The 26,483-nt window shown below is 66.9% G+C and carries 22 protein-coding genes; 15 read left to right on the top strand and 7 right to left on the bottom strand.

All coding sequences use genetic code 11. From position 1 onward, the window contains the following. The first annotated feature begins 42 nt into the window (after positions 1–42). The gene (locus AC3WLC_RS19160) at positions 43–1,419 is read left to right on the top strand and encodes a TIGR03808 family TAT-translocated repetitive protein (protein WP_493685510.1); all 1,377 of its coding nucleotides are present in this window, start codon (positions 43–45) and stop codon (positions 1,417–1,419) included. 3 nt (positions 1,420–1,422) lie between these two features. Here the strand turns inward: AC3WLC_RS19160 and AC3WLC_RS19155 are convergent, their stop codons facing one another. The 3 genes from AC3WLC_RS19155 to AC3WLC_RS19145 all read right to left on the bottom strand — a co-directional run bounded on the left by AC3WLC_RS19155 (position 1,423) and on the right by AC3WLC_RS19145 (position 4,921). Beyond that, the gene (locus tag AC3WLC_RS19155) at positions 1,423–2,040 is read right to left on the bottom strand and encodes a ParB-like protein (RefSeq protein WP_493685509.1); all 618 of its coding nucleotides are present in this window, start codon (positions 2,038–2,040) and stop codon (positions 1,423–1,425) included. Further along, on the bottom strand, positions 2,037–3,713 hold the full coding sequence (locus AC3WLC_RS19150; RefSeq protein ID WP_493685508.1) for a SulP family inorganic anion transporter: 1,677 nt from the start codon (positions 3,711–3,713) through the stop codon (positions 2,037–2,039). The genes AC3WLC_RS19155 and AC3WLC_RS19150 overlap by 4 nt, the downstream gene beginning before the upstream one ends. Before the next feature lie 194 nt (positions 3,714–3,907). Next, a complete protein-coding gene (locus tag AC3WLC_RS19145; protein WP_493685507.1) occupies positions 3,908–4,921 on the bottom strand; it encodes an asparaginase in 1,014 nt (337 codons plus the stop codon). A 147-nt stretch (positions 4,922–5,068) separates the two neighbouring features. On the opposite strand from AC3WLC_RS19145, the gene AC3WLC_RS19140 reads away from it, so the two are divergent. Both AC3WLC_RS19140 and AC3WLC_RS19135 read left to right on the top strand, forming a co-directional pair. Then, a complete protein-coding gene (locus AC3WLC_RS19140) occupies positions 5,069–5,893 on the top strand; it encodes an alpha/beta hydrolase (RefSeq protein ID WP_493685506.1) in 825 nt (274 codons plus the stop codon). 50 nt (positions 5,894–5,943) lie between these two features. Then, the gene (locus tag AC3WLC_RS19135) at positions 5,944–6,180 is read left to right on the top strand and encodes an Lrp/AsnC ligand binding domain-containing protein (RefSeq protein ID WP_061964496.1); all 237 of its coding nucleotides are present in this window, start codon (positions 5,944–5,946) and stop codon (positions 6,178–6,180) included. 3 nt (positions 6,181–6,183) lie between these two features. Here AC3WLC_RS19135 and AC3WLC_RS19130 read toward each other — a convergent pair whose 3' ends face one another. Continuing rightward, positions 6,184–7,140, bottom strand: a complete 957-nt coding sequence (locus AC3WLC_RS19130; protein ID WP_493685505.1) for a LysR substrate-binding domain-containing protein — start codon at positions 7,138–7,140, stop codon at positions 6,184–6,186. Between the two features lie 203 nt (positions 7,141–7,343). Between AC3WLC_RS19130 and AC3WLC_RS19125 the strand changes: the two genes are divergently transcribed. The 10 genes from AC3WLC_RS19125 to AC3WLC_RS19080 all read left to right on the top strand — a co-directional run bounded on the left by AC3WLC_RS19125 (position 7,344) and on the right by AC3WLC_RS19080 (position 20,954). After that, entirely contained in the window at positions 7,344–8,945 is a 1,602-nt protein-coding gene (locus tag AC3WLC_RS19125) for an ABC transporter substrate-binding protein (protein ID WP_493685504.1), read from the top strand. A gap of 147 nt (positions 8,946–9,092) precedes the next feature. Beyond that, entirely contained in the window at positions 9,093–10,070 is a 978-nt protein-coding gene (locus tag AC3WLC_RS19120; protein ID WP_493685503.1) for an ABC transporter permease, read from the top strand. Beyond that, positions 10,067–10,996: an ABC transporter permease gene (locus tag AC3WLC_RS19115; protein WP_493685502.1), complete on the top strand. Its 930-nt coding sequence runs from the start codon at positions 10,067–10,069 to the stop codon at positions 10,994–10,996. The genes AC3WLC_RS19120 and AC3WLC_RS19115 overlap by 4 nt, the downstream gene beginning before the upstream one ends. Positions 10,997–10,998: 2 nt before the next feature. Continuing rightward, positions 10,999–11,982, top strand: coding sequence for an ABC transporter ATP-binding protein (locus tag AC3WLC_RS19110; RefSeq protein ID WP_493685501.1), 984 nt, complete (start codon positions 10,999–11,001; stop codon positions 11,980–11,982). Beyond that, entirely contained in the window at positions 11,979–12,995 is a 1,017-nt protein-coding gene (locus AC3WLC_RS19105) for an ABC transporter ATP-binding protein (protein ID WP_493685500.1), read from the top strand. The genes AC3WLC_RS19110 and AC3WLC_RS19105 overlap by 4 nt, the downstream gene beginning before the upstream one ends. 104 nt (positions 12,996–13,099) lie before the next feature. After that, positions 13,100–15,394, top strand: coding sequence for an NADP-dependent malic enzyme (locus AC3WLC_RS19100; RefSeq protein WP_493685499.1), 2,295 nt, complete (start codon positions 13,100–13,102; stop codon positions 15,392–15,394). A gap of 173 nt (positions 15,395–15,567) precedes the next feature. Further along, entirely contained in the window at positions 15,568–17,199 is a 1,632-nt protein-coding gene (locus tag AC3WLC_RS19095) for a peptide ABC transporter substrate-binding protein (protein ID WP_493685498.1), read from the top strand. A gap of 112 nt (positions 17,200–17,311) precedes the next feature. Further along, positions 17,312–18,232: an ABC transporter permease subunit gene (locus AC3WLC_RS19090; RefSeq protein WP_493685497.1), complete on the top strand. Its 921-nt coding sequence runs from the start codon at positions 17,312–17,314 to the stop codon at positions 18,230–18,232. A 3-nt stretch (positions 18,233–18,235) separates the two neighbouring features. Continuing rightward, positions 18,236–19,357, top strand: a complete 1,122-nt coding sequence (locus AC3WLC_RS19085; protein ID WP_493685496.1) for an ABC transporter permease subunit — start codon at positions 18,236–18,238, stop codon at positions 19,355–19,357. Between the two features lies 1 nt (position 19,358). Further along, complete coding sequence (locus tag AC3WLC_RS19080; RefSeq protein ID WP_493685495.1) at positions 19,359–20,954, top strand: ABC transporter ATP-binding protein; 1,596 nt, start codon at positions 19,359–19,361, stop codon at positions 20,952–20,954. Between the two features lie 232 nt (positions 20,955–21,186). On the opposite strand, the gene AC3WLC_RS19075 is transcribed toward AC3WLC_RS19080, so the two are convergent. Then, the gene (locus AC3WLC_RS19075; protein WP_493685494.1) at positions 21,187–22,302 is read right to left on the bottom strand and encodes a branched-chain amino acid ABC transporter substrate-binding protein; all 1,116 of its coding nucleotides are present in this window, start codon (positions 22,300–22,302) and stop codon (positions 21,187–21,189) included. 81 nt (positions 22,303–22,383) lie between these two features. Between AC3WLC_RS19075 and AC3WLC_RS19070 the strand changes: the two genes are divergently transcribed. Together AC3WLC_RS19070 and AC3WLC_RS19065 are read left to right on the top strand one after the other, a co-directional pair. Next, positions 22,384–23,031 (top strand): CGNR zinc finger domain-containing protein, encoded by a 648-nt coding sequence (locus AC3WLC_RS19070; RefSeq protein ID WP_493685493.1) that lies wholly within the window; start codon positions 22,384–22,386, stop codon positions 23,029–23,031. A 104-nt stretch (positions 23,032–23,135) separates the two neighbouring features. Then, positions 23,136–23,993, top strand: coding sequence for a D-amino-acid transaminase (locus AC3WLC_RS19065; RefSeq protein WP_493685492.1), 858 nt, complete (start codon positions 23,136–23,138; stop codon positions 23,991–23,993). 19 nt (positions 23,994–24,012) lie between these two features. On the opposite strand, the gene AC3WLC_RS19060 is transcribed toward AC3WLC_RS19065, so the two are convergent. Then, positions 24,013–25,035, bottom strand: a complete 1,023-nt coding sequence (locus tag AC3WLC_RS19060; RefSeq protein ID WP_493685491.1) for a nucleotidyltransferase family protein — start codon at positions 25,033–25,035, stop codon at positions 24,013–24,015. Between the two features lie 54 nt (positions 25,036–25,089). Continuing rightward, positions 25,090–26,406, bottom strand: a complete 1,317-nt coding sequence (guaD, locus tag AC3WLC_RS19055; protein ID WP_493685490.1) for a guanine deaminase — start codon at positions 26,404–26,406, stop codon at positions 25,090–25,092. Between the last annotated feature and the right edge of the window lie 77 nt (positions 26,407–26,483).

The following is a 26,483-nucleotide window of genomic DNA, read 5'->3' as shown; positions in this document are numbered from 1 at the left end:
CGGCACATCTCTTGAACCGTTGCGGCCATGATGGAGGCTTCGATGACGCTTTCGCGCCGCGATTGGCTGCGGACGGCCCTTTTCGGCACGGTCGCGGTCTCAGCCGGTCCCGCTCTGGCACAGGCGCCGCGCCCCAGCACGCCGGCTCCGCTCGGCATGCTCGGGCTCGAGGCGACACAGTTCGGCCTGCGTCCCGGCTCGTCCGAGGACCAGTCGCGCCATCTCCAGGCTGCGCTGGTCGAGGCAGTGAAGCGCGATGCGCCGCTGATCGTCGCGCCCGGCCGCTACCGCATCGGGAATGTCGTCCTGCCCGAGAACGCCCGCCTGATCGGCGTGCCGGGCGCAACGCAGTTCATCGCGGCGCAAGCCGGGCCGCTGCTGGTGGCGCGACGGATCAAGCGCGCCGCCATCTCCGGGATCGTGTTCGACGGGCTCGACATCAAGCTGGGCCAGCGCGGCGGCCTGCTCAATATCGAGGAGGTGCTCGACTTCGCGCTGTCCGATTGCGAGTTCGCCAATGCCGGTTCAGTCGGCTTGACTCTCAACCGCACTGCGGGACGCATCGAGCGCAACCGCTTCCGCTCGATGCGGGAATCGGCGCTGTTCTCGCTCGATTCGCGCGGGCTCTCGATCGAGGCCAACACGGTCGAGGATTGCGGCAACAACGGCATCCAGCTCTGGCGCAGCCAGGCCGGCGACGATCAAAGCCTCGTCCGCGGCAACCGCATCAACCGCATCCGCAACGATGCCGGCGGCGACGGGCCGAACGGCAACGGCATCAGCCTCTACCGGGCTGGCGGCGTCGTGATCGAAGGCAACACCTTGCGTGACTGCGCCCTGACCTTCATCCGCAACAATTCCGGCTCGGCCGTGCAGATCCTCGGCAATCAGGGCCGGCGCTGCGGCGAGACGGCGCTCTATTCGGAATTCGCTTTCGAAGGCGCTGTGATCGCCAACAATCTGGTCGAGGATTGCGCCCAGGGCGCCAACATCACCAATCTCGACCATGGCGGCCGGCTCTCGGTCTTCGCCAACAACATCATCCGCAATGCGCAGAAGGGGCTGGCGCCGAAGGGCAAGGAGCTCGTCGGCGGTATCGGCGTGCATGTCGAGGCGGAAGCAGCGGTGACGGGCAACGTCATCGAGAACGCCAGCGAGATCGGCATCTCGCTCGGCTGGTCCTGGGCGATGCGCAACCTCGTCGCGACCGGCAATGTCGTCCGGCGCAGCGGCATCGGCATCTCGGTCTCGCTCGTCCCGAAGGAGCGCAATGCGCTGATCGCCAACAATGTGATCAACGAGGCCAAATTCGGCGCGGTGGTCGGCACCGAATTCGGCAAGCCGGTGACCGGCGACCTGACGAGGGCCGAGGACAAGCGCGCCGCCGGCATCCGGATCGAAGGCAACTCCGTCGGCTGACGCTCAATCCGAGGGCCCGCACCAGCCAGGCAGATGCTCGGCCTCGCGTGTCCGGGCCAGATCGACCGCCTTGCGCAGCGCCTTGGGGAAGAAGCGCTCGACGAGATCGGGCTTGACGCGCCGGCGCAGGAAATCGGCCCAGAGGAACTCGCTGAACGGCGCCTCGGCCTTGGCATAGCCGCCGGCGAGCCGCAGCGCCCCGGCCAGCGAGCGATAGGGATCGTCGACGAGGCCGGAGACCCTGCGCGGGATCTCCTCCTTGCCGCGCCGCCGGCCCTCGGCATCGAAGGGGTGCATCCAGCAGCGGTTGTCAAGGACGCTCCAGAACTCGTCCTTGCCGAGCCGCGACAGGTCGGCGACCTCGGTGGTCAGGACCTGCGGCTCGCCTTCCAGATGCAAGGCGAGTGCGAGGTGATGATGGTCGATCAGGTAGAGGCGCTGCTTCGGGCCGATGACGACCGGGACGGCATGGCGACCGAGGAAGTCGGCGCCCTTATCCTCGCGCTCCGCCCGCCAATGGATGCGCTTCATCTCGACTTCGCGCATGCCGACGGTGATCTGCGTCGGCCTGAGCTCCGAGATGGCGACCGGATGCAGGCGCGGTTCGACCGTATAGCTCATGATGCCTCCTTCGCGGTGGGTGCGAGCGCCCTCACCGCCTCCTCGACGCTGTGGAAGATGTGCTCGGCACCGATCTCGGCGATGACGCGGAAATCCTGCAAGGCCTGGAGCGCCCGTACCGACTCGGCCCGGGCGATTGCGAAGGTGCCGCCCCGTTGCCGGCAGGCCTGCGCCACGGCGAGCAGGCCTTGCGCCGCCGTGTAATCGATGGCGGGGACGCCGCCGGCATCGAGGACGAGCAAGGTTGGCCTGCGTTCCGCAAGCAGCGCGAGCACGCCGCGCCGGAATATTTCGGCATTGGCGAAGAGCAGCGGCGCCGGGAAGGCGATCACCAGTACGCCCTCGACCTGCTCGCCCTGGCGGCCCGGCTCGGGCGGCCACCAGATCGTCGTGCCGGGGATGCGCAATTGCTCGATCGGCTCGCTGCGCGTCGTCATCCAGACGCCGTGCAGCAGCGACAGCCCGATCCCGACGGCGACGCCGGTCTCGACCGGCAGCCAGATGATGGCGACGGCAGTGAGCAGGACGAGCGCGAATTCGGAGCGCGACTGGCCGGCGATCCGCCGAATGACCTCGACCCGGACGATGCGCTGCGCCACGAAGAGCAGCACGCCGGCCAGCGCCGCCACCGGCACCTGCGCCAGCAGCGAGCCGCCGGCAACGGCGAGCGCGAGCACGATCAGCGCCGCCGTCGCCGCGGCGAGCTGCGAACGCCCGCCACTTTCGGCCACCACCGCCGTCCTTGGCGGGCTGGCATTGACGGGAAAGGTGCTGGCCAGCCCGGCAAAGAGGTTCGCGGCGCCGAGGCCGATGTAATCGCGGTCGATCCTCGGCTCGGCGCCGTCTGGATCGCGGAAGGAGCGGCTCACCGTCGCCGTCTGCATCATCACCACCAGCGCGATGACGAGCGCGAGCGGAACGAGGCTGCGGATATCGGCCCAGTCGAGCTCAGGCGGTGCAAAGCTCGGCCAGCCGGACGGCAAAGCGCCGAGCACGGCGACGCCGCGCGCCTCCAGCTTGAAGAGCACGACGGCGACCGTCGCCCCCACGAGCGCCAGCAGCGCCCCCGGCACGCGCGGCGCGAAGCGCTCGCACAGGGTCACGATCGCGAACGTCGCGGTCCCGATCGCCAGCGAGATCAGGTTGATGCCACCGAGCCCGTGCCAAAGCGCTGAGAGCTGCTCGGCGATGTGATGGCCGCCGCTGGGAATCCCGAGCAGGCCGGGCAATTGGGAGACGGCGATATGGACGGCGATGCCGGCGAGGAAGCCGGTCAGGACCGGGACCGACAAGAGGTCGGCGATCCAGCCGAGCCTGAGCAGGCCGGCGACGACGAGCGCGACCCCGATCAGGAGCGCCAGCAGGGTTGCCGAGCCCGCCGGGATCGCACCGCCCGCCGCCAGCGCCGCAAGGCCGCTGACGAAGATCGGCGTGATCGTCGAATCGGCGCCGGCCGTCAGCAGGCGGCTTGCGCCGAAGAGGACGAAGCCGAGCGTCGCCGCGACGAAGGCGTAGAAGCCGATCTGCGGCTCGAAGCCTGCGAGCCGGGCCGTCGCCATCTGCTCGGGGATGGTGATCGCCGCGAGCGTCAGCCCGGCGAGCAGGTCGCGGCCGAATGCGCCGGTGCGACCCGGCGCAGCGGGGTTCTCACCGGGTGCAGACGCGTGAGACATCTGGGCTGATCCCCAAGGCAACCGCCCTCGGACGTGACAAACGTGCAAGCAAGCACGCTTCTCCTCCCCCTTGTGGGGAGGAGAGAGAGGTGGGGGTGGTTCCGCCTGGCGAGCGCTTCATCGTTTGCCTCTCACCAAGCGGTACCACCCCCATCCCCACCCCTTCCCCACAACGGGAAAGGGAGAATCAGCGCTCAAGCGCGCGGCCGCAGCGCCTCCGCCGCACGGACACGGCCGACCTCGATGCCGTTCCAGTTCTTCATGACGGTCTCGCGGAAGGGCGCGAACGCCTCTTCGTCACCACCCTGCCGCGGCAGGAAGCGCTCGACCAGCGCGGCCATGGCGATCTCGGTGGCGCGGCCGGCGCCGTCATCGCATTTCAGCGCGATGCCGTAGCCGAGCTCCGGCAGCGTGCCGCAATAGACACCTTCGGCGCCGGTCTTGATGAAGGCGCGGGCGCCAAAAACCTCCATGAACCGGGTGTCGAAGCGGCCGGTTCCCGCGACCATGAAGGGGTTGGCCGCGACCGCCTCGCGGATGCGCCGCGCCGCCTCGGCGCGCTTGGGGCCGAGGCCATTGCCGGTGCCGAAGCGGGCGAAGCCGAGCGCCAGCGCCTTCAGCGGCACGGCGTAGGTCGGGATCGAGCAGCCATCGGTGCCGGAGAGCTCGGTCTTGTGCGCAGCGCCGGTCACCTCCTCCAGAGCGGCACGTACCGCCTGCTGGACCTTGTGGTCCGCCTTCACATAGCCGGCCGGATCCTCGTCGATGCCGCAGGACAGGCAGACGAAGCCGGCATGCTTGCCCGAGCAGTTGTTGTTGAGCGCGCTCGGCTCGCGACCGGCCTTGGCGAGCGCCCGCGCCGCCGCCTCGCCCATCGGCCAATGCGCACCGCATTCAAGGCAGCCCGCATCGCGGCCAGCCTTCCTGAGCATGCCGAGTGACGTCTCCGCATGAAGCTCCTCGCCGGAATGCGAGGAGACCGCGAGCGCGATCTCAGTCGGGACCAGGCCATAGCGATCGGCGGCGCCGCTCTCCAGCAGCGGCAGGGCCTGCAGCGCCTTCACCGCCGAGCGCGGGAAGACCGGGCGTTCGACATCCCCCAGCGAGAGTACCACGGCCCCGTCCGCATCGACGACGATCGCCGCGCCGCGATGGCGCGATTCGACCGTGCTGCCACGGGTGACTTCGGCGAGAACGGGATTGTCCATGAGAGACTCCGGCGCGATCGAGGCTGCGTCTTGTCGCGTTTGCTGCAGCCGCTGTCAAAAGACCTCGACCGGCCGGGTGCGCATGGCGCAGACTGACCCCGAACCGAGCCGCCGGCTCCAGCCGCGGCGCAGCAAGATCAGGACACGATGTCTGTCGACTACGAGACCGAATACAACAATCGCGCCCGCGTTCCCGAGCATCCCGGCATCATCGCCGGCTGGGCTCGCGATGCGGCCGCCTATCGCGAGACCGCCGTCAGCGAGCTCGGCATCCGCTATGGCGAGGGCCCGCGCCAGAGCTACGACCTGTTCAAGCCGGAGGCGGTGAAGAGCCAGGCGATCGTGCTCTTCATCCACGGCGGCTACTGGCAGGCGCTCGATCCGAGCTTCTTCTCGCATATGGCGCGCGGGCTGAACCAGCGCGGCGTCCCCGTCGCGGTCGCGGGCTACGATCTCTGCCCGCAGGTCGAAGTCGGCCACATCGTCTGGGAACTGCAGCAAGCCGCCGCGGCGATCTGGCGGCGCTACAACCTGCCGGTGGTCGCGGCCGGGCACTCGGCCGGCGGCCAGCTCTCCGCCTGCCTGCTGGCGACTGACTGGAGCAACGTCGATGCCAAGCTGCCGGAACACGTCGTACCCGCCGCCTATGGCATTTCCGGTCTCTACAATCTGAAGCCCCTGACCGAGACCAGCCTCAACAAGGCGCTCGGACTGACATTGGAGGGCGCCGAGCGCGAAAGCCCGCTGTTCTGGCCGGCTCCCTCAGGCCTGGTCATGGACGCGGTCGTCGGCGGGGCCGAGAGCGCCGAATATCACAAGCAGAGCCGCCGCCTCACCGATGTCTGGGGCCTGGAGGGCGTACGCACGCGCTATGAGGAGATCGACGGCGCCAACCATTTCACCGTACTGGAGACGATCCCCGATCCGGAAAGCGCGATGACGCGCCGCATCGCCGAACTCGCGGGCGCTTGACCCGCCCGCAACAGGCTCTATCCAGAGGCGACAGGATTCCGGAGCGCGCGATGCAGACCTTCTTCGTCGAGATCAAATGCAGGCTCGGCAAGACCTATGAGGTCGCCAGCGAACTCGCCGACCGCGAGATCGCCTCGGAGATTTATTCGACCGCCGGCAATTACGACATCCTGGCCAAGTTCCATGTCGCGGCCGATGTCGATATCGGCCATTTCGTCGCCCAGAAGGTGCAGTCGATCCCCGAGATCGCCGACACCCACACGATCATCACCTTCAAGGCGTTCTGAACGCTACCTGATCGGCATGGTCAGGCCGTCCTCCGGCTGCATCGCGATCAGCAGATCGGCAAAACGGCGTGCCGCCGGCGCGACCGAGCCGGCGGACGGAAACAGCAGCATCGTGCGATAGGCGATGGCTGGCGCGAAGCGGCGGGCCACCAGCCCTCGCAAGCCGCCGAGCGTCAGCGGAAACGGATTCAGCAAAGCGAGACCGACGCGCTGCCGGACCATCTCGGCGACAAAAACCGCTGCCGTGCCCTCCCCGACCAGGCGGAGCGCCACGCCGGCATCGGCAAAGGCCTGCTCCACCTTGATGCGCTCGGGAAAACGCCGCGCCAGGGCGATGATCGGCTCTTCGGCCAGGTCCTGCGGAGTCAGTACCTCGCGATCGGCGAGCGGATGCTCCTCCGGCATGAGCACATGCGCGACGGCCTCCCGGATCGCCTCGCCCTGGATGCCGATATGCGAGGCCGACATGTCGACCAAGCCTAGGTCGACCGCACGATCGGCCACCTGCGTGATCACGGTCGAGCTGGTGTCGATCTCGACATTCGCCACGACGTCGGGCTCCTGCCGGCGGAACTCCGCCAGGACCGGCGGCAGCACGAACTGGGCCAGGGTCGGCGGGGTCGCGATGCGCAGCACGCTGGCCTGAACCGTCTGCCCGGGCCAGCTGTTCAGCCTTTCGAGCGCCGCGAAGATCGGTTGCGCCTCCGCGTCCAGCGCAAAGGCGTCTGCAGTAGGCACAAGCCTGCCGCCTTCGCGCGCGAAGAGCGGACGGCCGACATGGGCTTCCAGCGCAGCGAGCGCCCGCGATACGGCGGGCTGCGAAATCCCGAGCCTCTGGGCAGCCGCGACCGTCTTGCGGGTCGCGATCATCGCCTGCAGCACCTCGAGCTCGCGCAGGCTCGGGGGGCGGCGCCCGCCGCTCGGGCCCTGGGCGCGCTCGGCTCTTGTCGTGTCCGCCATGGCAGTCCCCCGCCCTATCCGCGCTCCGCATCAGCCTATGTGATGAAGTTATATTGTAGAGCAAGCCATATAATTTACAGACATACGAAATCGTTCTACAAACCCGGCCGGGCGAGAACAGGGGCAGACCGGCCAATCCGGCGACTCGCCACGCGCGGCTCAGTTGTGAAAGATGGCGCCACGACGCCATCGGGAGGTTCGGAATGAAAACGCTCAGCGCCAAGGGGCTGAAAGCTCTCAAGCTCGCCGCTCTGGCGGCTCCTGTCATGACCATCGCCGGGCTGGCATCGGCCCAGGAGCTCAAGATCGGCCTGTCGGCCGAGCTCAGCGCGATGGATCCGCACTATCACAACGTCTCGCCCAACAACATGCTGGCCCGGCACATCTACGAGCCGCTGGTCGGCCAGGACGAGAAGCAGGCGCTGAAGCCGCTGCTCGCCGAGAGCTGGAAGGCGATCGACGACACGACCTGGGAATTCAAGCTGCGCCAGGGCGTCAAGTTCCATGACGGCACGCCGTTCACGGCGGACGACGTCATCGCCACCATGCAGCGCGCCCCGAACGTGCCGAAGAGCCCGTCGAGCTTCTCGGCCTATGTCCGCGGCAAGGAGTTCACCAAGGTCGACGACTTCACCGTGCGCGTGAAGACCGCGGCGCCGGCGCCGCTGGTGCCGACCGACCTCTCGACCTTCGGCATCATCCCGGCCAAGTGCAAGGACACCACCACCGAGGACTTCAACCTCGGCAAGTGCACCACCGGCGGTACCGGCGCCTATAAGCAGGCCGAATACGTCGCCGGCGACCGCGTCGTGCTGACCCCGAACGAGAACTACTGGGGCGGCAAGGAGCCCTGGTCGAAGGTCACCTTCCGGATGATCACCTCGGCCCCGACCCGCGTCGCGGCGCTTCTCGCCGGCGATCTCGACGTGATCGAGAACGTGCCGACCTCGGACGTCGCCCGTCTCAAGGGCGATGCCAAGCTCAACGTCGCGAGCACGGTCTCGAACCGGGTGATCTATTTCCACATGGATCACTTCCGCGAGGTCTCGCCCTTCATCAAGGGCAAGGACGGCTCGGAGATCAAGAACCCGCTGCGCAACCTCAAGGTCCGCCAGGCGCTGTCGATGGCGATCAACCGCCCGGGCATCGTCGAGCGCATCATGGAGAAGGAGGCGATCCCCGCCGGCCAGCTCCTGCCCGACGGCTTCTTCGGCACCTCCAAGAACCTGAAGCCGGTCGCCTTCGACCTCAACGGCGCCAAGAAGCTGCTCGCCGAGGCCGGCTACCCGAACGGCTTCAAGATGAAGCTGCACGGGCCGATCAACCGCTACCTCAACGACACCAAGATCATCGAGGCTGTCGCGCAGATGTTCTCGCGCCTCGGCATCGAGACCGAGGTCGAGACGTTGCCGTCAGCGAACTTCTTCACCCGCGCCTCGCAGGGCGGCCAGGGCAATGTGCCGGAGTTCTCCTTCATCCTGGTCGGCTGGGGCGCCGGCACCGGCGAATCCTCGGACTCGCTGAAGGCGCTGCTCGCCACCTTCGACCCCGCCAAGGGCATGGGCGCGACCAATCGCGGCCGCTACTCCAACCCGACCTTCGACGCCAAGCTCGAAGAGGCCCTGCGCACGGTCGACGACGCCAAGCGTGACGCCGCCTTGGCCGCGGCGATGGACATCGGCATGCAGGATGTCGGTCTGATCCCGACCCATTTCCAGCTGAATACCTGGGCCTCGCGCAAGGGCGTCAAGGTCCAGGCCCGCACCGACGAATATACGCTCGCGACCGGCATCCGTAAGGAATAACCGGCCTCCGTCGATCCGGTCCGGACCGGCTTGAAGCCCGGTCCGGACCGCGCGACACTCTTTCCTTGTTGAAATGCGAAGAGCTACCCCACCGGCCCTGCCGGATGGGGCGGTCTCCCGCACTCCCGATCCGGAAGGCACCGGACCATGCTGGCATTCATCCTGCGCCGCCTGGCGCAAGCTTTCTTTGTCATCGCGGCGATGCTCGTGATCGTCTTCTTCGGCGTGAATGTCGTCGGCGATCCGATCTACATGCTGATCTCGCCGGAGATGGACCAGCAGCAGATCGCCGAGACGGCCCGCGCGCTCGGGCTCGACCGGCCGATCTGGGAACAGTTCCTGGTCTTCCTGAAGAACGCCGCCCAAGGCGATCTCGGCCGCTCCTTCGTCCACGGCGAATCCGCGATCAAGCTGATTCTCAGCCGCATGCCGGCGACGCTGGAGCTCGCCTTCGTCGCACTGGTGCTGGCGATCGTGATCGGCCTGCCGCTCGGCCTCTATGCCGGCCTGAAGCCGGAGAGCCGGCTCTCGCGCTTCATCATGGCGGTCTCGATCCTCGGCTTCTCGCTGCCGACCTTCTGGGTCGGCCTGATGCTGATCCTGACCTTCGCGGTCAGCCTCGGCTGGCTGCCGGCAACCGGGCGCGGGCCCACCGTCTCGATCTTCGGCATCGAGACCTCGCTGCTCTCGGTCCAGGGCTGGAAGCATGTCGCGCTGCCGGCCTTCAACCTGGCGCTGCTCAAGATCTCGCTGGTGATCCGCCTGGCGCGGGCCGGCGCACGCGAGGCGGCGCTGATGGACTACGTCAAGTTCGCGCGGGCCAAGGGCCTGTCGCAGAGTCGGATCATCGGCGTCCACATCCTCAAGAACATCATGATCCCGATCGTCACCGTGCTCGGGCTGGAGTTCGGCTCGCTCGTCGCCTTCTCGGTGGTGACCGAGACGATCTTCGCCTGGCCGGGCATGGGCCGCCTTTTGCTGGAGGCGATCACCCGGCTCGATCGGCCGGTGATCGTCGCTTATGTCATGGTCGTCGTCGTGCTGTTCGTCACCATCAACCTCCTGGTCGACCTGGTCTATTCGGCGCTCGACCCACGCGTGCGCCTGACGGAGGCGACATCATGAGCGACGCCACCCTGCCCAAGACCGCGGCCACGCCGCCGACCGCCCCTGCCAAGGAGGAGACGCCGTTCCAACGCTTCGTCCGCTCCTTCATCGAGGACCGGCTGGCGCTGTTCGGGCTCGCCCTCTTCATCCTGATCGTCCTGCTCGCTCTCGCCGCGCCGCTGATCGCGCCGCAGAACCCGTACGACCTCGCCAGCGTCGACGTGATGGATTCGCGCCAGCCGCCGGGCTCGGTCTCGGGCGAAGGCTTCACCATGTGGCTCGGCTCGGATGGCGTCGGCCGCGACCTGCTCTCGGGCATCCTCTACGGCCTGCGCATCTCGCTGATGGTGGGCGCCTTCTCCGGCATCCTGGCGGCGAGCATCGGCGCAGCGATCGGCCTGGTCGCCGCCTATGCCGGGGGTCGCACCGAGACCGCGATCATGCGCCTCGTCGACCTGCAGCTCTCGCTGCCGTCGGTGCTGGTTGCGCTGATCCTGGTGGCGGGCCTCGGCAAGGGCGTCGACAAGATCATCATCGCGCTGGTGATGGTGCAATGGGCCTATTACGCCCGCACCGTGCGCGGCTCGGCGCTGGTCGAGCGGCGCAAGGAGTATGTCGAGGCGGCCCAGTCGCTCGGCCTCTCCCATGCCCGCACCGTCTTCCGGCACATCCTGCCGAACTGCCTCGCGCCGGTCATCGTCATCGTCACCGTGCAGACGGCCCATGCGATCTCGCTGGAGGCGACGCTGTCCTTCCTCGGCGTCGGCCTGCCGCAGACCGAGCCCTCGCTCGGCGTGCTGATCGCCAACGGCTTCCAGTACATGCTCTCGGGCAGCTACTGGATCTCCGTCTTCCCCGGCTTTGCGCTGCTGCTGACGATCGTGTCGATCAACCTGGTCGGCGACCGCCTGCGCGACGTGCTCAACCCGCGGCTGGAGAAGTGAGCATGGCGCCCGTTCTCGAAGTCAGCGGTCTCAAGACCCATTTCTTCACCCGCGCCGGCACGGTGAAGTCGGTCGACGGCGTCTCCTTCCGGGTCGATCGCGGCGAGGTGCTCGGCCTCGTCGGCGAATCCGGCTCGGGCAAATCGGTCACCGGCTTCTCGGTGATGGGCCTGATCGATCCGCCCGGGAAGATCGTCGAGGGCTCGATCAAACTCAACGGCAAGGAGCTGGTCGGGCTCGACGAAGAGGGTTTCCGCAAGGTCCGCGGCCGCGAGGTCGCGATGATCTTCCAGGACCCGATGATGACGCTGAACCCGGTCCTGCGCGTCGATACGCAGATGATCGAGGCCGTCACCGCCCATGACAAGGTCTCGCATAAGGCGGCCCGTGACCGTGCCCGCGACGCCCTCGCCAAGGTCGGCATCCCCTCACCCGAAGAGCGGCTCAACGCCTATCCGCATCAGTTCTCCGGCGGCATGCGCCAGCGCGTCGCGATCGCGATCGCCCTGCTGCACCGCCCGCCTCTGATCATCTGCGACGAGCCGACCACGGCGCTCGACGTCACCATCCAGAGCCAGATCCTGGCGGAGATGCAGGGGCTCTGCGCCGATACCGGCACGGCGCTGGTCTGGATCACCCATGATCTCGGCGTCGTCGCCGGCCTCGCCGACCGCATCGCGGTGATGTATGCCGGCCGCATCGTCGAGACCGGCGCCGTCGATCCGGTGCTCGACACTCCGCTCCACCCCTACACCAGCGGCCTGCTCGGCTCGCTGCCAGCCGAGGGCGAGCCCGGCGCGCCCTTGCGCCAGATCAGGGGCTCGACGCCGTCACTGGCGCGCCTGCCGCAGGGCTGCGCCTTCGCGGCGCGCTGCGATTATGCGCAGGCCGATTGCCTAGCCAGCGCCCCTGACGTCAGCCCGTTCCCGGGCGAGCGCGGCGTGCGCTGCCACCACCCGCTGAACCTCGCCGGAGTCGCGGCATGAGCACGCCGATCCTCACCCTCGAAGGCGTCTCGAAGCGCTTCACCAAGCCGCTCGATGCCGCCTCGAAATTCGCCAACCTGCTCGGCGCCAACTACAGCGAGCAGACCGTCCACGCCGTCGACAGCGTCGATCTCTCGATCCGCCAGGGCGAAGTCGTCGGCCTCGTCGGCGAATCCGGTTGCGGCAAGTCGACGCTCGGACGCGTCGTCGCCGGTGTCCACCATGCCAGCTCCGGCCGCGTCTCCTGGCGCGGGCGCTACACCGACGAGATGTCGTCGGAGGAGCGCAAGGCGGCGACGCTCGCCATCCAGATGATCTTCCAGGACCCGATGTCCTCGCTCAATCCGCGCCTGCGCGTCACCGACATCGTCGGCGAGGCGCCGGTCGTGCACGGGCTGGTGCCGAAGGCGCAGCAGGACGCCTATGTCGCCGAGATGCTCGACCGGGTCGGGCTCGACTCGACCTATCGCCGCCGCTATCCGCACCAGTTCTCCGGCGGCCAGCGCGCCCGCATCGGCATTGCACGGGCGCTGGCGGTCAAGCCGCAGTTTCTCGTCTGCGATGAGAGCGTGGCCGCACTTGATGTATCGATTCAGGCCCAAGTCCTGAATCTTTTCATGAAGCTGCGCGACGAACTTAACCTGACTTATCTTTTCATTAGCCATGATCTCTCGGTGGTCCGCCACCTCTCCGATCGGGTCGTGATCATGTATCTCGGCCGCGTCGTCGAGGCGGCTCCGGCGAGCGAATTGTTCAAGGGCCCGCAGCACCCCTACGCGCAGGCGCTGCTCGCCAATGTCCCGACGATCAGCGCCCGCAAGAAGCGCTTCGCCCCATTGAAGGGCGAGATCCCCTCGCCGCTGCACCCGCCCTCCGGCTGCCATTTTCACCCGCGCTGCCCGCAGGCGGGGCCGCGCTGCAAGGCCGAGCGCCCGGCGCTGAAGGAGATCGCCTCCGGCCATGTCGCCGCGTGCCATCTGCACGATGGCGGCGTCGGGGCGCTCGCGGCGTGATGCCTCCGTTCTGAAGCAAGATTATTGCTTCAGCGACGCTTGACGCGGGCAGGTGTTCCGCGCGACCTCCTGATCTCACAACGGCAGCGCAGAGGAAGCGTGGGATGGCTAAGAGCACCTTGTCGGCGGACCTTCGTTCGGGCGCGCTCGTCTACCACCGCCTTCCCAAGCCGGGTAAGCTAGAGATCCAGGCGACCAAGCCGCTCGGCAACCAGCGCGACCTGGCGCTCGCCTATTCGCCTGGCGTCGCCGCCGCCTGCGAGGCGATCGTCGAGGACCCGGGCGAGGCCGCCGAGCTGACCTCGCGCCAGAACCTCGTGGCCGTCATCACCAACGGCACCGCCGTGCTCGGCCTTGGCGATATCGGTCCGCTCGCCTCCAAGCCGGTGATGGAGGGCAAGGCCGTCCTCTTCAAGAAATTCGCCGGGATCGACTGCTTCGACATCGAGGTCGAGCAGAAGAACATCGAGAAGTTCGTCGATGTCGTCGCGGCGCTGGAGCCGACCTTCGGCGGCATTAACCTCGAGGACATCAAGGGCCCTGAATGCTTCGAGATCGAGGAGCAGCTCAAGGCCCGGATGAACATCCCGGTCTTCCATGACGACCAGCATGGCACCGCGATCATCGTCAGCGCCGCCGTCCTGAACGGGCTCGACCTCGCCGGCAAGAAGATCGGCGACGTCAAGATCGTCGTCTCCGGCGCCGGCGCGGCCGCGCTGGCCTGCCTCAACCTGCTCGTCTCGCTGGGCGCCCGCACGCAGAACATCTGGGTCACCGACCTCGACGGCGTGGTCTACAAGGGCCGCAACACCCTGATGGACCGCTGGAAAGAGGTCTACGCCCAGGAGACCGAAGCCCGCACGCTCGCCGAAGTCATTCCCGGCGCAGACATCTTCCTCGGCCTTTCCGCCGCCGGCGTGCTGAAGCCGGAGATGGCCAAGGAGATGGCGCAAAAGCCGCTCATCCTGGCGCTGGCCAACCCCTATCCGGAGATCATGCCGGAGGAGGCCCTCGCCGTCCGCCCGGACGCGATGATCTGCACCGGCCGCTCGGACTATCCGAACCAGGTCAACAACGTCCTGTGCTTCCCCTACATCTTCCGCGGCGCGCTCGATGTGCAGGCGACGACGATCAATGAGCCGATGAAGCTCGCCGCCGTCCGCGCCATCGCGGCACTCGCCCGCGAGGCGACCTCGGACGTGGCGGCGCGCGCCTATGGCGGCGAAGCCTCGACCTTCGGCGCGAACTCGCTGATCCCCAACCCGTTCGATCCGCGCCTGATCCTGCGCATCGCGCCGGCGGTGGCGGAAGCGGCGATGGCGACCGGCGTCGCCAAGAAGCCGCTGATCGACCTGGAGGCCTATCGCGAGGACCTGTCGCGCTTCGTCTTCCGCTCCGGCTTCCTGATGAAGCCGCTCTTCGCCAAGGCCAAGGCCGACCCGAAGCGAGTGATCTACGCCGAGGGCGAGGATGAGCGCGTGCTGCGCGCCGCCCAGATCGCGATCGAGGAAGGCATGGCGATCCCGATCCTGATCGGCCGCCCTTCGGTGATCGAGACCCGCGTCAAGCGCTTCGGCCTGACGATCAGGCCCGGCATCGATTGCGAACTGATCAATCCCGAGGACGATCCGCGCTATCGCGACTATGTCCAGACCTATCTCGACATCGCCGGCCGGCGCGGTATCACGCCCGAGGCGGCGCGTTCGCTGGTCCGCACCAACAACACGGTGATCGCGGCGCTCGCCGTGGCTCGCGGCGAGGCCGATGCGATGATCACTGGCCTGGAAGGGCGCTTCCTCTCGCGGCTGCGCCATATCCGCGACATCATCGGGCTGGAGCCCGGCGTCTGCGACATCGCGGCGATGACCTTGGTCATCACCAGCAAGGGCGCGTTCTTCCTGGCCGATACCCATGTGAAGTACGATCCTACCGCCGAAGAGATCGCCGACATGACGATCCTCGCCGCAGGCCATGTCGAGCGCTTCGGCATCGCCCCGAAGATCGCTCTCCTGTCGCATTCGGATTTCGGCGCGGCCGACACGCCGAGCTCAATCAAGATGCGCAAGGCGGTCAAGCTGATCCAGGAGCGCGCGCCGGAACTGGAATGCGACGGCGAGATGGAAGCCGACACCGCCCTCGTCGCGGCGATCCGTGACCGGGTGTTGCCGTCCTCGAAGCTGAAAGGCGTCGCCAACGTCCTGATCTTTCCCAACCTCGACGCGGCCAACATCGCCTACCAGTTCGCCAAGGTGCTAGGCGACGCGTTGCCAGTCGGTCCGATCCTGATCGGCGCCGCCAAGCCGGTGCACATCCTCACCGGCAATGTGACGGCGCGCGGCGTCGTCAACATGACCGCGGTCGCGGTCGCGGAGGCGCAGGGGCGGGCAGCCGCCGGCTGACCTTGGGGGAGGCCTTGTTGAAGTTGTTTCTGAGCCAGCTTTCGAAAGCAGGCCAGTGACTTAAGCTCAGCGGTTGATACCGGCTTTTCGCTCTTGGCGGGCGGCGCGCGATAGGCTCATACTTCGTTTCAGGAGCGGGAAAGGGGCCCGTGCGAAACGTTCGGAGAGCGCTCATGCGTGAGATCCACCGTCAGTCCGGAATCAGGCGCGCCATCCGGCCGCTCGCGCTGGCGAGCGGCCTTTTTCTTGCGCTCGCGGGCTTTGCCGGCGCCGCCATGGCGCAGGTCGTGTTCCATCGCGGCAATGACGGCGACCCCGAGACACTCGATTCGCACAAGACCTCGACGGTCAGCGAAGCCCATCTCCTGCGCGATCTCTCCGAGGGGCTGGTGATCCACCACATCAACGGCGAGGTCGTCCCCGGCGTCGCCGAGAGCTGGACGATGGCGCCGGACGGCAAGAGCTACAGCTTCAAGCTGCGCGCCAACGCCAAATGGTCGAATGGCGACCCGGTCACGGCGAATGATTTCGTGTTCTCGTTCCGGCGCATGGTCAATCCGGAGACCGGGGCGAAATACGCCAACATCCTCTACCCGATCCTCAACGCCGAGAAGATCAACAAGGCCAGTGAAGGCGCCAGGCTCGAGGATCTCGGCGTCAAGGCGCTCGACGAGCGCACGCTCGAGATTTCGCTGGAGCGGCCGACGCCCTATTTCCTGGAGCTGCTGACGCACCAGACCGGGCTGCCGGTCCATGTGCCGTCCGTCCAGAAATTCGGCAAGGACTTCGTCAAGCCGGAGAACTGGGTTTCGAACGGCGCCTACACGCTGAAGGAGTTCGTGCCGAACTCACATATCCGGCTGGAGAAGAACAAGAATTTCCACGACGCCGCGAACGTCAAGATCGACACGGTCATCTACTATCCGACGCCCGACTTCTCGGCCGCCGCCCGCCGCTTCCAGGCCGGCGAGCTGCAGATGACATCGGACATTCCGGCCGACCAGGTCCAGCAATTGCGCGAGAAGCTCGGCAAGGATCAGGTCCGGATCTCGCCCTATCTCGGCACCTATTTCCTGATCATCAACACCGCCAAGAAACCGTTCGACGACATCCGGGTGCGTCGCGCCCTGTCGCTGGTGATCGATCGCGAGTTCATCGCCGAGGAGATCTGGGGCGGCACCATGCTGCCGGCCTATGGCGTGATCCCGCCGAACATCGGCAATTACGGCGAGCGGGCCGAAGCCGACTTCAAGGGTACGTCCCCGCTCGACCGCGAAGACGAGGCCAAGAAGCTGCTCGCCGCCGCGGGCTTCGGACCAGGCGTCCCGCTCAAGGTCCAGCTGCGCTACAATACCACCGACAACAACCGCCGCACCGTCATCGCCATCGCCGAGCAGTGGAAGGCAATCGGCGTCGAGACCAGCTTCATCAACACCGACGGCAAGACGCATTTCGCCCTGCTGCGCGATGGCGGCGATTTCGACATCGCCCGCTATGGCTGGATCGGCGACTATTCCGACCCGCAGAACTTCCTGTTCCTGTTCCAGAGCGACAATACCGGCTTCAACTCCGGCAAGTACAACAACCCGAAATTCGATGCGCTGATGAAACAGGGTGCGGAGGAGATCGACATCGCCAAGCGCGCCGCGATCCTTCGCGAGGCCGATGCGATCCTCGCCGCGGACGTGCCGTGGATCCCGGTGCTCTACTATTCCTCGAAGAACCTGGTGTCGCCGAAGGTGCAAGGCTTCCAGCAGAACCTGCGCGGCGCGCTGCCGACGCGGTTCCTGAGCCTGAAGCCGTGACTGATGCACGTCATGGCCGGGCTTGACCCGGCCATCTCAGGCCGAAGCGGGCGACCGCCAGCGATCATGAGATGCTCGGGCCCGGCCCAAGCATGACGTAGGAACCGCCTCCGTGCTCACCTACATCCTGCGTCGTCTCACCGCCGCGATCCCGACCCTGTTCGTGATCGTGACGATCTCATTCTTCCTGATGCGCGTCGCGCCGGGCGGACCGTTCGATCTCGAACAGCCGCTCGAAGCCAAGGTGATGGAGAACCTGCGGCGCATCTACAAGCTCGACCAGCCGCTGTTCCAGCAATACCTGACCTATCTCGCCGCCCTGCTGCGCGGCGATTTCGGCCCGTCCTTCTATTTCCGCGACTTCTCGATCGGCGAATTGTTCGCGCAGGGGCTGCCGGTCTCGATGCGCCTCGGCGCCTCGGCCCTGCTGCTCGCGCTCGTGATCGGCGGCCCGCTCGGCATGCTCGCCGCCTTCCGCCAGAACGGCGCGGCCGACCACGCGGTGATCGGTTTCGCCACCGCCGGCATCACCATCCCCAACTTCGTCGTCGCGCCGGTGCTGCAGATCGTGTTCGGGCTCACGCTCGCCTGGCTGCCGGTCGGCGGCTGGAACGGCGGCGCCTTCCGCAACAGCGTGCTGCCGGTCGTGACGCTCGCCCTCCCCCAGATCGCCGTCATCGCCAGGATGACACGCGCGGCGATGATCGAAACCTTGCGCGCCAACCATATCCGCACGCTCAGAGCCCAGGGCCTCTCGACCACGACTATCGCGCTGCATGCCGCACGCGGTGCGGCGCTGCCAGTCGTGTCCTATCTCGGGCCGGCGGCAGCGAGCCTGCTCACCGGCTCGGTCGTGGTCGAGACGATCTTCGGCATTCCCGGCATCGGGCGCTATTTCGTCGAGGGCGCGCTCAATCGCGACTACACGCTGGTGATGGGCACGGTCGTCGTGGTCGCGATCTTCGTGCTGCTCTTCAACCTCGTGGTCGACGTGCTCTACGCGCTGCTCGACCCGCGCGTCAGGCTGGAGTGAGCGATGAGCGACACTGCCGCCTGCCCCACCCCGCCCATCGGCCGCTCGCTCTGGCAGGACGCCCGCATCCGCCTGCTGCGCAACCGCGCCGCGGTGGCGAGCCTGATCGTGCTCGCGCTGATGACCCTGGCCTGCATCGTCGGCCCACCGCTGACGGGCCATCCTTACGACCGGGTCTACCAGGACTATGTCCGCGTCCCCGCCAGCCTTTCGGCTTATCCCAAAGCCGAGGCCATCCCCACCGCGGTGCAGCGCATCGCGGCGCGGGTCAGGGCGACGCCGAGCGAGATCGCGGCAGATGCAACCCGCGTCAAACTGGTGCTGACCGCGCTGCGGCCGATCGACCAGCGCCTGCTGGTCTATTTCGATCGCTCCGATCAGTTCGGCACGCCGGTGATCAGCGCCAATGAGCAGGAGGGCCGCCGGCTCAGTCTGGAGGTTCCGATCAAGCGGCAATACTTCCTGTTCGGCACCGACTCCAACGGCCGCGACCTCCTCACCCGCACGCTGATCGCCGGCCGCGTCTCGCTCGCCATCGGCCTGCTCGCCACCGGCGTCGCGCTGATCATCGGCGTCGCCTATGGCGCGACCGCCGGCTATCTCGGCGGGCGCATCGACATGGTGATGATGCGCATCGTCGACGTGCTCTACTCCCTGCCCTTCATCTTCTTCGTCATCCTGCTCGTCGTCTTCTTCGGCCGGAACTTCATCCTGATGTTCCTCGCCGTCGGCGCGATCGAATGGCTCGATATGGCTCGCATCGTCCGCGGCCAGGCGCTCTCGATCAGGCGGCAGGACTATGTGCTGGCGGCCGAGGCGCTCGGCGTCTCGACCGGCGGCATCCTCAGGCGCCACGTCATCCCCAACACGCTCGGGCCGGTCGTCGTCTATGTCACCCTCTTGGTGCCGAAAGTGATCCTGCTCGAAAGCTTCCTCTCCTTCCTCGGCCTCGGCGTGCAGGAGCCGATGACGAGCTGGGGCGTGCTGATCTCGGACGGCGCCCGCGCCATCCAGGCGACGCCGTGGATGCTGATCTTCCCCGCCGTCTTCCTGGTGACGACGCTGTTCTCGCTCAACTTCCTCGGCGACGGCCTGCGCGACGCGCTCGACCCGCGGGATCGCTGAGATGGCGGGCGAACCGATCCTCGCCATCCGCGACCTCAAGGTCCGCTTCCGCACCAATGACGGCCCGTGCGAGGCGGTGCGCGGCATCGATCTCGATATCGGCCCCGGCGAGTTCGTCGCCGTCGTCGGCGAATCCGGTTCCGGCAAGAGCCAGAGCGTGATGGCGGCGATGGGCCTGCTCGCCAGCAATGGCGAGGTCGCCGGCGCGATCCGCTATCGCGAGGTCGATCTTCTGAAGCTGCCGCCTGCAGTCCTGAACAGCTATCGCGGCCGCAAGCTCGCGATGATCTTCCAGGAGCCAATGACCTCGCTCGATCCTCTGTTCCGGATCGGCACGCAGATGGCGGCCCCCTTGTGCAAGCATCAGGGCCTGTCGCGCAAGGCGGCGCGGGCACGGGCGCTGGAACTGCTGAAGCTGGTGCGCATCCCGCATCCGGAGCGCCGGCTCGATTCCTATCCGCACGAGCTCTCCGGCGGGCAGCGTCAGCGCGTGATGATCGCGATGGCCCTCGCCAACGATCCCGACATCCTGATCGCCGACGAGCCGACCACGGCGCTCGACGTCACCATCGAGGCCGAGATTCTGGCGTTGATCGCCGAGCTCAGGCAGCGGCTCGGCATGGCGGTGATCCTGATCAGCCATGATCTCGGCCTGGTCCGCAAATATGCCGAACGCGTCTATGTGATGAAGGCTGGCGAGGTCGTCGAGAGCGGCCCGGCGCAGGTGATCTTCGAGGCGCCACGGCATCCTTACACCAGGGCACTGCTCGCGGCCGAGCCACATGGCCACAAGGCGCCACCGCCGCCCGGCGCTCCGATCCTGCTCGAAGCCCGCGACCTGCGCGTCTCTTTCGACCTGTCCCGCGGCTTCCTCAAGCGAGAGAAGGTGACGCTGCACGCCGTCGACGGCGTCGACCTGACGTTGAAACGCGGCCAGACCATCGGCATCGTCGGCGAATCCGGCTCGGGCAAGTCGACGCTCGGACGCGCCTTGCTCAAGCTCCTGCCCTCGTCAGGGATCGTCCGCTTCGAGGACCGGGCGCTTGCCCCGCTTGACCGCGCCGCGATGCGTCCCTTGCGCCGGAGCCTGCAGGTCGTGTTCCAGGACCCGTTCGGCTCGCTCTCGCCGCGCCTCACCGTCGGCGAGATCATCACCGAGGGCCTGCTGGTGCACGAACCCGCTTTGTCACGCGCCGAGCGCGAGCGGCGGGCCGCGGCAGCGCTCACCGAGGTCTGCCTCGACCCGGCCCTGCGCAATCGCTATCCGCATGAGTTCTCCGGCGGCCAGCGCCAGCGCATCGCCATCGCCCGCGCCATGATCCTGCATCCGGCGCTGGTCGTGCTGGACGAGCCGACCTCGGCGCTCGACCGGACGGTGCAGCAGAGCATCGTCGCCCTGCTCAAGGAGCTGCAGGCGGTGCACGATCTCTCCTATCTCTTCATCAGCCACGACCTTGCCGTGGTCCGCGCCATGGCCGACGAGGTCATGGTGATGAAGGACGGCAGAGTGGTCGAGCGCGGGCCGACCGAGGCGATCTTCGAGGCACCGCAGCAGGACTACACCCAGCGCCTGATCGCGGCCGCGCTGAAGTGCTGAAACGAAAACGCCGCCTCGCTGGTGCGAAGCGGCGCCCTATCGATGTCCGGCCAGGGGAGGCCACCGACACCGGCTAGCTCAAGCTGTTAGAGCGATTTCGGCCAGCTGAGCCGTCATTGCGAGCATAGCGAAGCGATCCAGGGAGACGTAGTGCTCTGCCGCTCCTGGATTGCTTCGTCGCTACGCTCCTCGCAATGACGATTCTCGCGACCCAGTCTGATCGAAAAACGCTCTAGTTCTCGACATAGCTGATCTTGCCGTCCGCCCCCTTCTTCCAGGTGTAGACGGTGTAGTCGAGATTGGTGCGGTCGCCCTTCTTGTCATAGGACATGTCGCCGAGCACGGTCTTGAAGGTCATGCCGGAGTGCATCGCGGCGGCGATCTTCTTCGGATCGAGCGATTTCGCCTGCTCGGCCGCCTGCTTCATGATCTGGACCGCGGCATAGGAGTAGAGTGTGTAGGCCTCGGGATTGATGCCCTTGGCCTCGAAGCGCTTGACCACCTCGGCGGCAGCGGGGCGCCGGCGCGGATCGGGCGGGAAGGTCATCAGCGTGCCTTCGGTACCCGGGCCGCCGATCACGGCGTACTCGTCGGAGGTGATGCCGTCGGCGCCCATCGCCACCGTGGTCAGGCCCTGGTCGCGCATCTGCCGGACGATCAGGCCGAGCTCGGTGTGCAGCCCACCCCAATAGAGCAGGTCGGCCTTGGCTGCCTTGATCTTCGAGACCAGTGCGGAGAAATCCTTCTCGCCAGTGTTGACGCCTTCATAGAGCGCCTCCTTGATGCCGGCGGCGTGCAGGCCCTTGCGGGTCTCGTCGGCGAGGCCCTGGCCGTAGGTCGTCTTGTCATGGACGACGACGATCACCTTGCCCTTGAAGGTCTTGGCGATATGGCCGGAGGCGACGATGCCCTGCTGGTCGTCGCGGCCGCAGGTGCGGAAGACGTTCCAGAGGCCGCGCTCGGTGATCTTCGGATTGGTCGCCGACGGGCTGATCATCAGCATGTCGTTCTCGGCATAGACTTCGGACGCCGGCATGGTGACGCCGGAGTTGAAATGGCCGACGACGAGCTTGACTCCATCGCCGACGAATTTGTTGGCGACCGAGACGCCCTGCTTGGGATCGCCGACATCGTCGCCGCTTGAAAGCACGATCGTCTGGCCGAGAATGCCGCCGGCGGCATTGATGTCGGCGACCGCCTGCTCGACCCCGTTCTTCAATTGCGCGCCGAAGGCAGCGCTCGCGCCGGTCATCGGACCGACGACGCCGAGCTTCACCTGCGCCTGCGCTGCGCCCTGCGACACCGCGAGCGCGCCTGCGGCGAGCATCGCGATCAGATTGGTCCTCATCACCGTTCTCCTCCACGGTCCAAGCCGTGGCCGGACGCTACGTCGCTTGCTTTAACCTGTAAATCTGAGATAGCTGGTTACATGACAGTCGATCGCATAGGCGGCCCCAGCCGCGCCGGTTCCTTGCCGCTCGTCGCCAGCGAGCTCGCCTTCGACTTCACCAACACCACCTCCGATCGCGGCGGGCCGAATGAGCTCGAGCATCTGCGCGAAGGGCGCGACGTCGTGATCTGGGCGCGGCACGCCAAGGTGATCAGCGACAGCGACCGGGACGCGGCGCTGGCCGCGGTCGAGGCGGATGGCAGGCTGGCGGCACGCCTACTCGCCGAGGCACTCGATCTGCGCGACACGATCTACCGGATCGGCGCCGCCCTCTCTCGTCGCCAGCCGCCGAGCGAAGAGGATCGGATGCAGCTGGCCGCCATCCACGCGCATTGCCTCGCCTGCGCCAAGCTCTCGCCGTTTGGCGACGGCTTCGTCTGGCGCTGGGACGCCAGCCAAGCCCTGAGCGAGGCGATCCGCGGGCCGATCGCGCTGTCGGCGTTGACCGTCCTGACCCAGCAGAACCTTGCCCGCATCAAGCAATGCGAGGGCGACCATTGCGGCTGGCTGTTCTTCGACACCACCAAGAACCGGCTGCGGCGCTGGTGCGAGATGTCGGTCTGCGGCAATCGTGCCAAGGTCCGCGCCTTCCGCCAGCGCCATTTCGAGGCGAAGACCGTCAGCTAGCGCAGCCCTGCATCGAACGCCGGTCGGCAAGCCGGCATGATATCTCGCCTCGCGCGCCCGGCTCGGCTAGGAAGGTCCGTCCTTCCCGCATGAGACCCTTCCCCATGAGCCGCACCGTCTACGTCAATGGCGCCTATCTTCCCGAGGAAGAGGCGACGATCTCGATCTTCGACCGCGGCTTCATCTTCGGCGACGGCATCTACGAGGTCTCGGCCGTGCTCGGCGGCAAGCTGGTCGATTGCGAGGCGCATCTGGCGCGGCTGGAGCGCTCAGCCGGCGAGATCGGGCTTGAGCTGCCCTGCTCGCGCGCCGAGCTGATCGCAATCCATCAGGAGCTGATGGCCCGCAACAGCCTGGACGAAGGCAGCATCTATCTGCAGGTCTCGCGCGGCGCTTCCGATCGCGACTTTCCGTTTCCGAAGGGCGTGAAGGCGTCCCTGGTCCTGTTCACGCAGGCGCGTCAGTTCGCCAATACGCCGCTGGCCAAGACCGGCATCAAGGTCGTCAGCACGCCGGATCTGCGCTGGGCGCGGCGCGACATCAAGAGCGTCAACCTGCTCGCTCCCGTGCTGGCCAAGCAGTTCGCCGCTGAGAACGGCGCGCAGGAAGCCTGGATGATCGAAGACGGCGTCGTGACCGAGGGCGCCTCGTCGACCGCCTGGATCGTCAAGGGCAAGACGCTGATCTCGCGCCCGCTCTCGCACAAGGTGCTGCCGGGCATCACCCGCACGGCCGTGCTCGCCTTCCTAGCGGAAAGCGGCTTCACCTTCGAAGAGCGCGAGTTCACGCTGGACGAAGCGCTCGACGCCGAGGAGGCCTTCATCACCTCGGCGACCAGCCTGGTGATGCCGGTGACGACGATCGACGGCCACAGCATCCACAATGGCGCGCCGGGCCCGGCGACGATCCGCCTGCGCGAGATCTATCTCGACCACGCCCGCAAGGGCGGCGTGCTCGGCTGAGGGACTGCTCCGGCGGCGTTCACAGCGCCGCCAGCCGCTTGCCCAAGCCGTCGATGCGCCCGATCGCCGCGGTGAGGCGTTCCCGCCAGCGCGGCCCGCGTGCCTGCGCGTCCTCATAGGCCTCCCGCAGTTCGTCAGGCCGATCGCGGGCCAGAATGTCGATCAGCATGGCGGCCTGGCGGCGATCCTTCACCGCCTTGAGGCTGTCCGGCCCGCCTTGCCGACGGTCCGAGACGATAAGCTTGTGGATGGCGAATCGCTCGGGGCGCGGAATCTGGACCAGCACGCCGCCGCGATAGGTGACCGCGGCCTTGATCGGCTCGGCGATCAGGTAGTTGAGGTAATGCAGGGACTGCGCGTGGATGCCGAGGGCCGGCAACTGCCGCGGCTCCTCACGCTCCGTGAAAGCAGGCGTGAGAAACTCGACCAGCGTTTCGCTGCGGCTCTGCTTCCAGCGCCAGGCACGGCGCTCATCGAGCACCGGTGCCGGCGCGAACGAAAACCCTGCCAGCAGCCGCGGAAGCGCTTCTTCGACCACGTCATCGAGCGCAAGCGACAAGCGCTCGAAGCTGGCTATGTCGATGTCATTGGTCTGCGCCGCCTGATCGAGGCCGAAACGGATGCCGAGTTCGCCTTCATAAAGACGAAAGGCCACCGTCCCGACCAGCGTGCCGCCCAGGCGGAAGACGCCGGCCTTCGCCATTGCCGCCAGCAGGCTGCCTGTCCCGGCATCGACGCCAAGAAAACCCTCGGCGCGCAGAATTCTGATCAACCGGGTCCGGTTGGCTTGCGCGGCGGCAACTTGCTCGCGAAGCACCGGGATCTGCTCAAGACGCTGCCGGAGCGCTTCGCTATCCTCTCCGATATAGGACTTCTTGACCTCGGAGCCGACGCGATAGCTGTTGTACCAATAAGCTCGTCCGTTCCGCTCGACGCGTGTCGGTGTCCCGCGAACCGCCGACACCGCCTCATCGAGCAGCGAGCGCAGCAGATCGTGATAAGCCGCATGGGCAAGCGAAGAATGATAGGTCGCGGGGCTCATCCGTGTTCAACAATTGCAGATTTCGTTGAACACTAGCGTGTGTTCAACGAAAATTCAATTCGTTGAACACACAGAGGCCAACTGCCCCATCACATAGGTCGCGACGACATTGCGCTCGTCGCCGAGCGTGACCAACACGAAGAGCTCCTCGGCGAGGTCGCGCACCGTCTCCAGCCGGTGCGCCATCGCTCGCGTCGCGGCGGGGTCGAGCACGACGACATCGGCCTCGCGCCCCGGCTCGAACGAGCCGATCAGATGGTCGAGGCCAAGCGCCGCCGCATTGCCCAGCGTGATCGCGTGTAGCGCCTCGAAGGCCGAGAGCGACTGGCCCTGCAACTGCAGGATCTTGTAGGCCTCGGCCATGGTGCACAGCATCGAATAGGAGGTGCCGCCGCCGATATCGGTGGCGACCGCGACCTTGACGCCCTCGTGTCGGGCTCGCGCCCAATCGAACAGGCCGGAGCCGAGAAAGAGGTTCGAGGTCGGGCAGAACACGGCGATCGCGCCAGCTTCAGCGAAGGCGCGCCATTCGCGCTTGGTCATGTGGATGCAATGGCCGAGCAGGCTCTTCCTACCCAGCAGTCCGTAATCCTCGTAGATGCCGGCATAGTCGGCGGCGTCGGGATAAAGCTCCCTGGCGAAAGCGATCTCGGCGCGGTTCTCGTTGATATGGGTCTGGACGAAGCACTCGGGATGCTCCTCCACCAGCCGCTGCGAGGCCGCCATCTGCTCCGGCGTCGAGGTCACGGCGAAGCGCGGCGTGATCGCATAGAGCTGCCGGCCCTTGCCATGCCAGCGGTCGATCAGCGCCTTGCTGTCGACATAGCCGCTCTCGGCCGTATCGGTCAGCGCCGGCGGAGCGTTGCGGTCCATCATCACCTTGCCGGCGATCATGCGGGTGTTGCGCCGATGCGATTCTGTGAAGAAGGCCTCGGCCGACTGCTTGTGCACGGAGCAATAGACCGCCGCAGTGGTGGTGCCGCTCGCCAGCAACTCGTCGAGCAGGAAGGCGGAGAGCTTCTGCGCATGGCCCTGCTGCGCCAGCTTCTGCTCCTCGACGAAGGTGTATCTGTTCAGCCACTCCATCAGTTGCGCGCCATAGGAGGCGATCACCTGGGTTTGCGGCATATGGATGTGGGCATCGATGAAGCCCGGCATGATCAGGTGCGGGCGATGGTCGGTGATGGCGGCGCCAGCCGGCAGCGTGGGCAGCAGCGCCCTCGCCGCGCCGGCAGCCCGGATTATACCGTTCTCGATGACGACCAGACCGTCCTCGACATAGCGATGCGCGGCCTCGCCGATCTCGTGCGGATCGGCGACGAACCAGAGAAGCCGGCCGCGCAGGGCTAAGGTCGCACCGTCTTTGCTCAAGGCTCGCCGCTCCGGCTCAAATCGCGATCATATCTGCACCAAATCAAAGCTTCCGGCCAAGCCGCGAACGTGCCTAA

Source organism: Allobosea sp. GW821-FHT03A12 (assembly GCF_058986765.1).
The sequence above is the reverse complement of the archived record's forward strand: the minus strand, read 5'-3'. Positions and strand labels throughout refer to the sequence as shown.